The sequence below is a fragment of the Bacillus sp. FJAT-27916 genome (genome assembly GCF_001183965.1).
Lineage (GTDB): Bacteria > Bacillota > Bacilli > Bacillales > Pradoshiaceae > Pradoshia.
On the sequence record NZ_LFZV01000001.1, the window covers coordinates 4,064,712 to 4,077,339 of the forward strand.

The window sequence follows — 12,628 nt, forward strand, 5'->3', positions numbered from 1 at the left end:
ATGAGATGAGAGAAACTATTCGGTATTAGCACCGGTTTCCCGGAGTTATCCCAATCTTACGGGCAGGTTGCCCACGTGTTACTCACCCGTCCGCCGCTAATCATCCAGGACTCCCATCTGATCTCGTTAGCCGAAGCCAACTTTCCCTCTGACACCATGAGGTATCAGAAACTATTCGGTATTAGCACCGGTTTCCCGGAGTTATCCCAATCTTACGGGCAGGTTGCCCACGTGTTACTCACCCGTCCGCCGCTAATCATCCAGGAGCAAGCTCCCATCTGATTCGCTCGACTTGCATGTATTAGGCACGCCGCCAGCGTTCGTCCTGAGCCAGGATCAAACTCTCCAAAAGATGTTTGATCTAGCTATTAAAAATAAAACATTGACGAGAGTTAAACTCTCAAATTTTAAGACTTACTTAGCGTTTCGTTTTGTTTAGTTTTCAAAGAACAATCTGTTTCGTTGTCGTTTTCAGCGACTTTAACATCATACCAAGTCAGCTTCATTTTGTCAACGACTTTTTTTATTTTTTTTCGTCATCTGCCTCACTAGCAGCAGCGACGTTTATTAATATACCATCCTTTTTCCTATAGTGCAATAGTTTATATAAAAAAAGTTAGGTTGTCTTTTACAACCTAACTTTCATCACCCAATAATCCATTTTTGTACAATGACTAAAGCCGCCATTCCTGGTATACCTAAGATCCCTGAGATCATTGTCGTGGGGATATTAATAGGAATATGAATCCCATAGCTCCCTCCCGCTGCATTAATCAAAAATAACGCAACGGCGCCAAGCACAAGCTTGGCAATCAGGCTCCCCATTTGTTTCAGAGGATTACGCGGCACACCGGCAATCAACAAAAGCAGAATTAAGCCTATTGCAACAGCAATGAATACCCCTTGCTCCATAGCCATCCCTCCTAAGCGTTTACCTCACTTTATGAGACAAGCACTTCATTTAGAACAGCCCTGGGAGCAAATATTTAATGCAAAGAGACATTCCGTTTCTTTGCTTCTTTAAATAGATAATAGTACTTCAATTCACTTAACTTCGCTTGGCATATCGTATCGAAAGATGGATCGAAGCTCTTCTCAAACAAACCCTTATGGTTATACCAGTTAGCCTTCATCGTCTCGATATCATGGATAAGCTTTTGGTCGAATTCTCTGCGAAGCTTGCCTTTTCTTCGAAATAACACGCTGTCCCCTCCAAGCTGTATCCTACAATTCTCTTCTTCCTTCTATTGCCTTTGATAAAGTGACTTCATCTGCATATTCCAAGTCTCCGCCTACCGGCAGCCCATGGGCTATACGGGTGATTTTTATCCCAGTTGGTTTCAACAATCTAGAGATATACATAGCAGTGGCTTCCCCTTCGATATTCGGGTTGGTTGCGAGAATAACCTCCTGAACCGTCTCATCCTGCAATCTTGTTAAAAGGGCAGGAATATTAATATCCTCCGGCCCAATACCATCCATTGGGGATATGCTTCCATGAAGAACATGATACAAGCCATTAAACTCTCTCATTTTCTCCATAGCGATGACATCCTTCGGCTCCTGCACCACACAAACGATGGACCTGTCGCGATGTTTATCTTCACAAATATAACAAGGATCTTGATCAGTAATATGCCCGCATACAGAGCAGTATGTCAGATTGCGCTTCGCATTTACGAGAGCTTTAGCGAAATCAAGAACCGTGTCTTCCTTCATACCTAACACGAAAAATGCCAGTCTGGCAGCCGTTTTCGGGCCGATTCCTGGCAGTTTCATGAAACTGTCTATCAACTTTGATATTGGTTCAGGATAGTGCATTTACTTACTCCTTACATGAAGCCTGGCGGTAGATTCAATCCTTTTGTGAATTGGCCCATTGTGCTGCTAGTAAGCTCATCAGCTTTTCTTAGAGCATCATTTGTGGCAGCAAGCACCAAGTCTTGAAGCATTTCGATATCATCCGGGTCTACCACTTCTTCTTTGATTTTTACTTCAACGATTTCTTTATGCCCAGTAACGATGACAGTTACCATGCCGCCGCCAGCTGTTCCTTCAATTTTCTTTTGGCCAAGCTCTTCTTGTGCTTCAGCCATTTTCTTTTGCATTTTCTGCATTTGCTTCATCATATTTTGCATATTGCCCATTCCACGCATGTGTATAGCCCTCCAATTATTCTTTTATTTCCACTAGCTCATCGCCAAATAATTCCCTTGCTTTGACGATCAGCGGATCTTCCTCAGCAGGTTCCTGACTGCTCTTTTCTTCGTCATTATCTGTTTTTTGATTAGCAACATATTCTTCCCGGATTTTCTTCCAGGCATCCTCTGGGACACCTACAATGTCAAAGCTGCTGCCTGTGATTTGAAGAAGAGTCGATTTCAGGCCAGAAATGAATTCCTGGTTATTCATTGCCATTTGGCAGTGGATTTCATACTTGAATTTTAGCACAAATGCCTGTTCAGAGGCAGCAACTGGTTCTGCATCATTCAAAAGGGCAGCTTGTGAGCGTTTGAGTGATTCAAGCATCTCTGCCCAGCTGCCTTTTATTTTCATTAAGGCAGGTTTTGTTGCGCTCTTCAGCACTTCATTTACACGTCCTACAGGCACTTTAAAGGATCGATTAGAGACCGCTGCCTTCTTCGGCTTATCCTTCGGCGTCATCCCTTGGTCACCTGGTGCTTGGGAACGCAAGGAGTTGATTTCTGATTCCAAGTGATTAATACGTTCGACGAGCTTCTTCACAGCAGCATCATCGACACCGCCCGAAGCCGCTTTTACCGGTGCATCGGACTGGCACAATTTCACGAGGAGTACTTCCAAGGAAATTCTCGGATGGGTCGACCATTTCATTTCTTGGATGGATTGGTTCCATTGATCAATCCATGTGTACAGGCTCTCAGGAGCAATCCCTTCAGCCAGCCTCTTGAAATCATCATCTATATAGACTCTTTCCAAGGAATCCTCCAGTCCAGGCGCCGCCTGGAACAAGAGCATGTCCCGGTAGAATAGGATCATATCTTCAACAAACCGGACGGGGTCTTTCCCCATTGCCAGCAAGTCTTTCAATTGACCGAGCGCTTCTGCTGTATCCTTTTCATGAATTGCTTTAACAATTTTGGTCAGGAATGATTGAGAAACAGCCCCCGTAACCGTCAAGGCATCCTCCATTGTCACCCGGTCAGAACCGAATGAGATTGCCTGGTCAAGCAAGCTTAGCGCATCCCTCATTCCGCCCTCAGCCGCTCGCGCAATGACGGAAAGTGCTTGTTCTTCGTACTCAACACCGCTTTCCCGTAAGATTCGTTCCATTCGGCTGACGATATCCTGCGGGGTAATTCGTTTGAAATCAAAACGCTGACAACGAGAGATAATGGTGAGAGGAATTTTATGCGGTTCTGTCGTCGCTAGGATGAAAATGACATGGGCCGGCGGTTCTTCCAATGTTTTGAGCAGGGCGTTGAAGGCACCTGTCGATAACATATGAACTTCATCAATAATGTAGACTTTATACTTAACAGAAGATGGTGCATATTTTACTTTATCCCGGATATCCCGGATCTCTTCTACCCCATTATTAGAGGCAGCATCTATCTCTAAACAATCGGATATTGAACCATCTGTGATCCCTCTGCAGGCAGCACATTCATTGCATGGCTCACTGACAGGAGCATGTTCACAGTTCACAGCCTTTGCCAAGATCTTGGCAGCACTTGTTTTACCAGTTCCTCGAGGACCCGAGAACAAATAAGCGTGGGATATTTTCTGCTGCATCAAGGCATTTTGAAGCGTTTTCGTTACGTGTTCCTGTCCGATTACATCCTCAAAGGATTGCGGACGCCAGACACGGTATAATGCTTGATATCCCAATTTCCTTGCCCCCCTTACATAGTCCCCTTTATTATATCGTAATCGGCCGTATTTACAAACGGCAATCCATACAAAAAAACCATCCTCCGCTGTGGTGAGAATGGTTTAAGTTCTATATGTAAAATTAACTGCCGTGCACCCTCCGTTGATAAGTATCCATAAGCGGAACCATTGCAGTTAGCTCGGCCCAGGCTGCCCTGCGGCACATGGGAGTTCTTACTTACTGCTGCTTCCTTCCGGACCTGACAGGGTTCGTAAGTTCCCATTGCGCAGGACCCAGACGTCAACACCACTTACAATGGTCAGACCTTACAGAGTACTTACCGAAGGAGGGAATTCAGTCTTGCTAGAGCGGATTGCAAGTACAGGGCACCGCTACCTCCCCACCTAGCACGGCAAATTTGAAACCAATAGTTAGGTGTGCCGTAAATGACACATAAATAAGTATAACCATTTACATGAAAAAAAGCAATCCCCACTCCATCGAGTCAGTTTTCCTTTTCCTGCATGTCCGTTTCGGCTTCCTTCTTTCTTTCCCTTTTCTTCCGTTCACGTAATTCTTTAAAGAAGGATGTCAGCATTCCCCCGCAAGTATCCTCACATACACCTGAACGTACCTCGCATTGGTGATTGAAGCGCTCATCCTCAAGCAGGTTCATGAAAGTACCTGCACACCCGCCCTTTGGATCCTTCGCTCCGTACACCACTCTGTCGACTCTGGACATGATCAGCGCCCCAGCACACATCGGACATGGCTCCAATGTCACATAAAGAGTCGCCCCCTCAAGCCGCCACGTCCCAAGTTTTTCACACGCCTTCGTAATAGCCAGCACCTCTGCATGGGCTGTGGCATTTTGATTGGTTTCCCGAAGGTTATGGGCAGAGGCGATAATTTTCCCATCCTTGACTATGACAGCTCCAATCGGTACTTCCCTTTTCTCCAGCGCAAGCTTGGCTTGTTCAATTGCGGCCTCCATAAAAAGTTCATCTTGGTTCATCGGTTTATTCCCCTTGCATCATTTTTTCACATATATGTATTCACACTTTCACAGCGTTTAGGTATAAAGAATGAAATTAAACAATAACGAAATTATATTTCTATATGGTACAATAAAAGACGGTCTTTATCATAGTAAAATTTTTTCATATATAAGGAGGGCCTCCAATTTGACCAATACTCCATTTATAACAGTCGAAGGTCCAATCGGTGTCGGAAAAACAACCCTAGCCCAAGCGATTGCCAATCATCTTGATTTCAAGCTCTTGAAGGAAATCGTAGATGAAAACCCCTTCCTCGGCAAATTTTATGATGATATCGAGGAGTGGAGCTTTCAAACAGAGATGTTTTTCCTCTGCAATCGTTTCAAACAGCTTGAGGATATTCAATTAAAGTATATCCAAGAACATAAGCCTGTCGTCGCAGACTATCATATATTCAAAAATTTAATATTTGCCCAGCGTACGATCAAGGATGCAAAGTTCGATAAATATAAGGACATTTATTCTATTTTAACTGCCGATATGCCAAGGCCGAATATGGTCATCTATCTGGATGCAAGTCTCGATACCCTGCTTGACCGAATTTCCCTGCGCGGACGCGAGTTTGAGAAGAATATCAGTCACCAATATTTAAAGCAGCTCTCAGAGGATTATGCTGTCTTCATGAATGAGTTCGAAGCAGCCCACCCAGATATTCCGGTTCTTCGCTTCAACGGAGATGAGATTGACTTTGTCCTTCGTAAAAATGATCTTGATTACATCCTAACGTCTGTATCCAATCAATTGCAAAAAGGAGTTTGTTCATGAGCCACCTTCATAACTACCACATTCCGAAGAATTCCGTTATCACCATAGCCGGAACCGTCGGTGTTGGAAAATCCACTTTAACAAAAGCCCTTGCGGAGGCACTTGACTTCCGAACATCCTTCGAGAAGGTTGATACGAATCCCTACCTCGATAGCTTTTATGCTGACTTCTCCCGATGGAGCTTCCATCTTCAAGTGTACTTCCTAGCTGAGCGCTATAAGGAGCAAAAGAGAATCTTCGAATATGGAGGCGGCTTTATTCAAGACCGTTCCATCTACGAAGACACAGGTATATTTGCGAAAATGCATTATGACAAGGGAACAATGTCTCCTACCGATTACGAGACCTATACGAGCTTGTTTGAGGCCATGGTAATGACACCTTACTTCCCTCATCCAGATTTACTGATCTACCTTGAAGGCTCTCTAGATGATATCATCAAACGCATTCAGATTCGCGGGAGAGAAATGGAGCAGCAAACACCGCTTGATTATTGGAAAGAAATGCACGAACGGTACGAGGAATGGATTAATTCCTTTAATGCCTGCCCAATTCTCCGCCTCAACATCAATGAATATGACTTGAATGAGGACCCAAATGCCATTCATGATATTTTGCATAAAGTATCCGAGCATATGGAGCAATCAGAAAAGCTGCGCAAAATCTAATCACCGATATAAAAAAAGGATGCCATTATAGCATCCTTTTTTATTTAAGCTCTTATTGAGCATTTTCTTTTGTGATGGCTTTTTTGCCGCCCATGTATGGCTGTAATGCCTCTGGAATAAGGACAGAACCATCTTCCTGCTGGTAGTTCTCTAGAATGGCAGCAATTGTTCTGCCAATTGCCAATCCAGATCCATTCAACGTATGAACGTGCTCTGGTTTAGCACCTGGCTCACGACGAAAACGGATATTTGCACGGCGTGCCTGGAAGGCCTCGAAATTACTGCAAGAAGAAATCTCGCGGTATGTCTCATAGCTTGGAATCCAAACCTCTAGGTCATATTTCTTCGCAGCTGTGAAACCTAGGTCAGCCGTACACATTTTCAAGACACGGTATGGCAAGCCAAGTAATTGGAGAACCTTCTCCGCATGACCTGTCAATTTCTCTAGTTCATCATAAGAATCTTCCGGTTTAACAAACTTCACGAGCTCAACCTTGTTGAACTGGTGCTGACGAATAAGTCCGCGTGTATCACGCCCAGCAGAACCAGCTTCAGAACGGAAGCATGCACTGTAAGCAGCATAATTAATCGGGAGCTCTTCCCCGTTTAAAATCTCATCACGGTGATAGTTTGTGACAGGAACCTCTGCTGTCGGGATGAGGAAATAATCCTCGCTGTTGATCAAGAAAGCATCCTCTTCAAACTTAGGAAGCTGGCCAGTGCCTGTCATGCTTGTACGATTAACCATGTATGGCGGAAGCATTTCAACATATCCATGCTCCTCCACATGAAGGTCCAGCATAAAGCTTGCAAGGGCACGCTCAAGTCTTGCTCCCAGACCCTTATAGAAAACGAATCGACTTCCAGTTACCTTTCCAGCCCGTTCGAAGTCAATAATGCCAAGATCAGCTGCGATTTCCCAGTGAGGCTTTGGCTCAAATCCAAAGTCTCTGACCTCTCCCCATTTACGTGTCTCAACGTTCTCATCCTCAGAATCGCCGACTGGAACACTGTCATGAGGGATGTTCGGAATGGTGAGCATGATATTTTCTAATTCTTCCTCAATCGTTCTCAGCTCTGTATCGAACCCTTTAATCTTCTCGCCGACTTCACGCATTTCCTTAATAAGTGCATCTGCATCCTGTTTCTCTTTCTTCATGATGGCGATTTGCTGGGATACTTCATTTCTTCTGCTCTTTAATTGCTCTGTTTCAACAATAAGCTCCCTGCGTCGTTTATCAAGATCCTCAAATTTATCCAGATCATTTAAATCCTCGCCGCGATGCTGCAGCTTTACTTTTACTTCTTCAAGATTCGCTCGTAATTGTTTTACATCAAGCATTCTAAATTCCTCCTTTAAACGTCTTAAACATACAAAAAACTCCCGTCCCAAAAAGGGACGGAAGTTTCTATTCCGCGTTGCCACCCTAGTTAAAAGCATACGAATGCTTTTCACCTCAAATTGATAACGGGCTTAAACCCGACGGACATTTACACCTCTCAATGTATGAGAGTTTCCATGCCGTGCTCTGAGATGGATTCGCTAGAGTATACCGCCAGTTTGCACCAACCACTGGCTCTCTTTGAAGATATAGGTTCTAGCTACTAGTTCTCGTCAACGCCTTATTATATTCATCATTGTATTATTTATCATACACCGATGTGTAGGAAATATTCAATCAAAACCTAAAAAATTAGAATAAGCCTTTTACAGCACCAGTAATGCTTCCCCACATATCACCGAAGAAACCGCCAACGGCTCTCATGGATAACACAAACCAGTTCGCCTTCTCAACTGTCTCAGCTGCAACAACATCAACGCGAACGCCTTTGCTGTCACCTGTGATTGTTCCATAATTATTGTCAGTCTCCACTGTTAGGTAACCAATTTTGTCACCTTTTTTGACTGGAGCAACTAGATTGCCGTCTTCATCAAGCTTATCTTTATTGATAACGAGCTTCGTTTTAACATTCTCTTCCTCGCCGTTTTTCACGACCAGCTCGACAGCTTTGTTTGTCTTGATTGCAACAGAATCTTCTTTACCTTTTGATACGCCAACTGTTTTTTGGCTCTTATCTTGATATCCCTTTGCAAGGATCTCTTCTGTTGTAAAGTTGTTGAATGCATAGTCGAGCACTTTTTTCGTTTCAGTAAAACGTGAGTTCTTGCTGTCTGTTTTCATAACCACAGAAATATAACGTTGTCCGTTCTTTTCAGCCGTTGCAGTGAAGCATGCTCCAGCGAATTCTGTGGAACCAGTTTTCAACCCGTCTACACCCTCGTACTCATAAATTAGTCCAGGGAGCATCCAGTTGAAGTTATCATATGTGCGGCCGTCTCTGAATTTCAAACGAGGAACCTTTGCATAATCAAGCACTTCTGGGTAATCCTTCAGTAATTGATAAGAAAGCTTCGCTGTTGCACGAGCAGACATTAAGTTCTCATCATCTTCGTTTCCTGCAGGGTATTCCCCAAGCAAGCTGCTATTGTTCAAGCCGGAGGAGTTAACGAAGTTATAATCCTTTAGGCCAAGCTCGTTCGCTTTTTCATTCATCAATTTCACAAAGTTCTTTTCCGTTCCTCCGACTAGCTGAGCAAGAGCTACTGTTGCCGCGTTACCGGAGAAAATTGCCATAGCCTCATACAATTCCTTAACCGTATATGTCTCGCCCTGTGTCAGCCCAATATTGGATAAACCAGGCGCAGCCGAGAGCTTATGGACATACTCATCAATTGTGACCTTTTGATCCCAAGAAATTTTGCCTTTGTCTATCGCTTCTAAAACAAGGTATTCCGTCATCATCTTGGACATGGAAGCTACACCTAGCAGCTTGTCCGCATTTTTTTCATATAGGATTTGTCCTGTCTCTGCATCTATTAAAATGGCTGCTTCAGCACTTAATCCTAATTCATCATCTTCAGCAGCATACGCATTATTGGCTGGAAATGAAAAGACACATGTCAAAAGTAGTGTTAACACCGCAAGCAAAGAGGTTAGTTGTTTTGCCTGTCTCAAGTATATCCCCCCTGGTTATCTTTGTTTGTCGTCGTCTAAACGCTTAGTTATTGTATCACAAACAAATCAAAAAAAATAGACAGAGTCCTAAACCCTGTCTATCATTTCAACCTATTAGTATGAGTAATTTGGCGCTTCTTTTGTAATTTGGACATCATGTGGATGACTCTCTCTTAATCCAGCTCCGGACATCTTCACAAATTGTGTATTTTCACGAAGCTGTTCAAGATCCTTCGTACCGCAATAGCCCATACCAGAGCGCAAGCCGCCAATCAACTGATAAACCGTGTCAGCTAATGGCCCTTTATAAGGAATACGTCCTTCAATGCCTTCTGGGACGAACTTCTTAGCATCCTCTTGGAAATAACGGTCTTTCGAACCTTTTTCCATCGCTGCTACTGAGCCCATGCCTCTGTAAACTTTAAATCTTCTGCCTTGGAAGATTTCTGTTTCACCTGGGCTTTCTGTTACACCGGCAAGCATGCTTCCAAGCATAACTGCATGGCCGCCTGCAGCAAGTGCTTTCACGATATCACCAGAATATTTGATGCCGCCATCTGCAATGATGGTTTTGCCATGCTTACGTGCTTCTGTCGCACAATCATATACAGCTGTGATTTGAGGAACACCCACACCTGCAACTACACGAGTTGTACAAATGGAGCCTGGTCCAATACCAACCTTAACTACGTCAGCTCCAGCCTCTATCAATGCTTTTGTCCCAGCTGCTGTCGCTACGTTCCCTGCAATAACTGTAAGCTCCGGATACATTGCTTTAATTTCAGCAACCTTTTCTAAAACACCCTTTGAATGGCCATGCGCTGTATCTAGGACAATTGCATCTACCTCGGCCTGTACAAGCATCTCAACACGTTTCATCGTATCAGCTGTTACACCTACTGCAGCAGCAACTAATAGACGGCCATATTCGTCTTTAGAGGAGTTAGGGAACTCAATAAGCTTCTCAATATCTTTGATCGTGATTAAGCCTTGTAATACGCCTGCATCATCAACTAGTGGAAGCTTCTCAATTCGATGCTTTTGAAGAATCAATTCTGCTTCCTTTAAGCTAGTTCCAACAGGAGCTGTAACAAGATCTTCTTTTGTCATAACCTCATCAATTAACATGGAATAATCATGAATGAAACGAAGGTCACGGTTCGTAATAATACCGACTAATTTCTTCTCATCCGTATTATTAACGATTGGTACCCCAGAAATACGATACTTGCCCATTAGGTGCTCTGCATCATATACCTGATTCTCTGGTGTAAGGAAAAATGGTCTAGTAATAACGCCATTCTCAGAACGCTTAACCTTATCGACCTGTTCAGCCTGCTGTTCAATAGACATATTCTTATGAATAACGCCTAAGCCACCTTGCCTTGCCATCGCAATAGCCATCCCTGACTCAGTTACTGTATCCATACCCGCACTAATAATAGGAATGTTTAAGTTTAATTTATCTGCAAGTTTCACCTTTAAAGATACGTCCTTCGGCAGGACTTCTGACTCACCAGGAATTAATAGTACATCATCAAAGGTCAAACCTTCTTTGGAAAATTTATCGTTCCACATACTTGCCTTCCTCCATTCCTAAAAAAAAATTTATTTGTAGATTATCAATTGGACAAACTAGTGTCAAGGAAATAACAATTTGTAAGATAATTCAAATTAATTAAAGGTGATTCCATGGTCCATAAAGATGATATATATATGCAAACATACCTTCCATTCTACTCTGCAAGCTATACGCAAAAATACTTGCTTAAGGCCTATCAAAAGCAAAACTTATCCGACGCTGCCCAATATAGCTTCTCGAATTGCTATCCTTTTATCTCCTATGTAGAAAATGGGCTTCTCTATCTGAAACAGGCTTCCATGACACCTGATCAAATTAAACCCTTGCTCTTATATTATGGATTGACCCATCTGCTAAAAGCATGTGTACTCATCTTTGACCCCAATTATCCAGAAACTACTGCTGTCCTTGCCCATGGTGTCTCAACTCGCAAAAAAAAGAAGCAACAGTATGAGTTTCTCATGGATGAAGTCAAAATACAAAGAAACGGCTTATTTACCCACCTAACAAGCAAAATGTTCCACATGAAACCTGCAGAAGAAAAACATTCCATGATAACTCTCCTAAAAGAGATTCCTGAACTCAGTACACTATTCACCAGAATGAAGGGACAAACCTCTCATCTCACCGTATCCTTTCAGGAGGGTGCTTTTCATATCGGCCAGGAAGTACTCGACCATTACCATATGACACTCGAGAGATTCCTTCAGCATGCTGAAGGGAAATGGCAGCTTCCTATAGACTACGAAAGAGTGGCAGGAGAAGATAAGTTACTTAAAATAGGCTTACGAGAGTCTTTTACGAATGAGAGAAGGACGAGGCTGCCCTTTCGCTATGACTGCCGTTCAGATATGTATACACTTTCCCTGCAGAAAGATGAGACATGCCAACAACTGCCGGATCTGCTTGTAATGTATTTACTTTTATACAATCTCAGTATGATTGCCCGCTATGAAATAGACTGGTGGACCGAACTGTTTAAAGAGATGGGACATCATGATCTACCGTTTATAAAAGGATTAATGGAGGTAGCTGAGTTCAAAATACCTCTGCTTATCAGGGATTGGATGAAGGATAAAGAAGGGGATTTTTATTAAGGCTTAGATTAAAATTTGTAATCTTTTCCCAGGAAATCATTTTGGTTCTCTTATGCTTTGTATTGAGCAAGGAGATATCTCGCTTTTTATGTGAAATCTTTAAAAAACCCTAATGACGCCATTTTGAATGTCCGGAAAATACAAAAAACCAGTTCACTACTGAACTGGTTTCTGCTTGCCCGGCAACGTCCTACTCTCACAGGGGACGCGCAGCCCCAACTACCATCGGCGCGCGAGCTTAATTTCCGTGTTCGGAACCCGACCGGCGATAAGCGGCGGATTTCGGCGTCGGCCGCGCTCGCTCAGTACTCATGTACATCGTACATTCCGTGCTTCCCTCACTTGCCTCCTTGACCTCCTTGCTTCTCCCCAATCGGAGATGCCTGCTGTCAGTCAGGTGAGCTTCCTTTACACTTTTAATAGATACAATCTCTTTCGAAATGAAAGCACAAAAAAACCAGTTCACTACTGAACTGGTTTCGCTTGCCCGGCAACGTCCTACTCTCACAGGGGCGTGAGCCCCAACTACCATCGGCGCTGAAGAGCTTAACTTCCGTGTTCGGAATGGGAACGGGTGTGGCCTCTTCG

General features: G+C 43.5%; 12 protein-coding genes, 1 rRNA gene, 1 other RNA gene and 1 other annotated feature. Of the genes, 3 read left to right on the plus strand and 11 right to left on the minus strand.

Going from position 1 to position 12,628, the window contains the following annotated elements; genetic code table 11:
• Window positions 1-645 precede the first annotated feature (645 nt).
• The 7 genes from AC622_RS19990 to tadA form a co-directional block, all read right to left on the minus strand.
• Window positions 646-912, minus strand: coding sequence for a pro-sigmaK processing inhibitor BofA family protein (locus AC622_RS19990; protein ID WP_049672631.1), 267 nt, complete (start codon window positions 910-912; stop codon window positions 646-648).
• A 74-nt stretch (window positions 913-986) separates the two neighbouring features.
• Window positions 987-1,202, minus strand: a complete 216-nt coding sequence (locus AC622_RS19995) for a YaaL family protein (protein ID WP_049672632.1) — start codon at window positions 1,200-1,202, stop codon at window positions 987-989.
• 22 nt (window positions 1,203-1,224) lie between these two features.
• Window positions 1,225-1,821, minus strand: coding sequence for a recombination mediator RecR (gene recR / locus AC622_RS20000; RefSeq protein WP_049672633.1), 597 nt, complete (start codon window positions 1,819-1,821; stop codon window positions 1,225-1,227).
• 11 nt (window positions 1,822-1,832) lie between these two features.
• Window positions 1,833-2,156, minus strand: a complete 324-nt coding sequence (locus AC622_RS20005; protein ID WP_049672634.1) for a YbaB/EbfC family nucleoid-associated protein — start codon at window positions 2,154-2,156, stop codon at window positions 1,833-1,835.
• Window positions 2,157-2,172: 16 nt separating this feature from the next.
• Entirely contained in the window at window positions 2,173-3,870 is a 1,698-nt protein-coding gene (gene dnaX / locus AC622_RS20010) for a DNA polymerase III subunit gamma/tau (protein ID WP_049672635.1), read from the minus strand.
• A gap of 131 nt (window positions 3,871-4,001) precedes the next feature.
• Window positions 4,002-4,266: signal recognition particle sRNA large type (gene ffs / locus AC622_RS20860), an RNA gene on the minus strand.
• 92 nt (window positions 4,267-4,358) lie between these two features.
• Window positions 4,359-4,868 carry a tRNA adenosine(34) deaminase TadA gene (gene tadA / locus AC622_RS20015; protein ID WP_049672636.1) on the minus strand — a complete coding sequence of 170 codons (510 nt, stop codon included), beginning with the start codon at window positions 4,866-4,868 and terminating at the stop codon, window positions 4,359-4,361.
• A 169-nt stretch (window positions 4,869-5,037) separates the two neighbouring features.
• Between tadA and AC622_RS20020 the strand changes: the two genes are divergently transcribed.
• Both AC622_RS20020 and AC622_RS20025 read left to right on the plus strand, forming a co-directional pair.
• Window positions 5,038-5,676 carry a deoxynucleoside kinase gene (locus tag AC622_RS20020; protein ID WP_049672637.1) on the plus strand — a complete coding sequence of 213 codons (639 nt, stop codon included), beginning with the start codon at window positions 5,038-5,040 and terminating at the stop codon, window positions 5,674-5,676.
• Window positions 5,673-6,344, plus strand: coding sequence for a deoxynucleoside kinase (locus tag AC622_RS20025; RefSeq protein ID WP_049672638.1), 672 nt, complete (start codon window positions 5,673-5,675; stop codon window positions 6,342-6,344). Before AC622_RS20020 ends, AC622_RS20025 begins: the two co-directional genes overlap by 4 nt.
• 52 nt (window positions 6,345-6,396) lie before the next feature.
• Here the strand turns inward: AC622_RS20025 and serS are convergent, their stop codons facing one another.
• The 3 genes from serS to guaB form a co-directional block, all read right to left on the minus strand.
• On the minus strand, window positions 6,397-7,686 hold the full coding sequence (gene serS / locus AC622_RS20030; RefSeq protein ID WP_049672639.1) for a serine--tRNA ligase: 1,290 nt from the start codon (window positions 7,684-7,686) through the stop codon (window positions 6,397-6,399).
• A 50-nt stretch (window positions 7,687-7,736) separates the two neighbouring features.
• Window positions 7,737-7,972, minus strand: a binding site (T-box leader).
• Window positions 7,973-8,038: 66 nt separating this feature from the next.
• Window positions 8,039-9,361: a serine hydrolase gene (locus tag AC622_RS20035; RefSeq protein ID WP_053103783.1), complete on the minus strand. Its 1,323-nt coding sequence runs from the start codon at window positions 9,359-9,361 to the stop codon at window positions 8,039-8,041.
• 114 nt (window positions 9,362-9,475) lie between these two features.
• A complete protein-coding gene (guaB, locus tag AC622_RS20040; protein ID WP_049672640.1) occupies window positions 9,476-10,939 on the minus strand; it encodes an IMP dehydrogenase in 1,464 nt (487 codons plus the stop codon).
• Between the two features lie 138 nt (window positions 10,940-11,077).
• Here guaB and AC622_RS20045 point away from each other — a divergent pair, with 138 nt between their 5' ends.
• On the plus strand, window positions 11,078-12,040 hold the full coding sequence (locus tag AC622_RS20045; RefSeq protein WP_197089965.1) for a YaaC family protein: 963 nt from the start codon (window positions 11,078-11,080) through the stop codon (window positions 12,038-12,040).
• A gap of 495 nt (window positions 12,041-12,535) precedes the next feature.
• On the opposite strand, the gene rrf is transcribed toward AC622_RS20045, so the two are convergent.
• A 5S ribosomal RNA gene (gene rrf / locus AC622_RS20050) occupies window positions 12,536-12,628 on the minus strand.

Excerpts from the sequence above, each read along its gene's own strand:
- AC622_RS19990 (WP_049672631.1), bottom strand. The coding sequence starts at position 912 with ATGGAGCAAGGGGTATTCATTGCTGTTGCAATAGGCTTAATTCTGCTT.
- recR (WP_049672633.1), bottom strand. The coding sequence starts at position 1,821 with ATGCACTATCCTGAACCAATATCAAAGTTGATAGACAGTTTCATGAAA.
- AC622_RS20005 (WP_049672634.1), bottom strand. The coding sequence starts at position 2,156 with ATGCGTGGAATGGGCAATATGCAAAATATGATGAAGCAAATGCAGAAA.
- tadA (WP_049672636.1), bottom strand. The coding sequence starts at position 4,868 with ATGAACCAAGATGAACTTTTTATGGAGGCCGCAATTGAACAAGCCAAG.
- AC622_RS20025 (WP_049672638.1), top strand. The coding sequence starts at position 5,673 with ATGAGCCACCTTCATAACTACCACATTCCGAAGAATTCCGTTATCACC.
- serS (WP_049672639.1), bottom strand. The coding sequence starts at position 7,686 with ATGCTTGATGTAAAACAATTACGAGCGAATCTTGAAGAAGTAAAAGTA.
- guaB (WP_049672640.1), bottom strand. The coding sequence starts at position 10,939 with ATGTGGAACGATAAATTTTCCAAAGAAGGTTTGACCTTTGATGATGTA.
- AC622_RS20045 (WP_197089965.1), top strand. The coding sequence starts at position 11,078 with ATGCAAACATACCTTCCATTCTACTCTGCAAGCTATACGCAAAAATAC.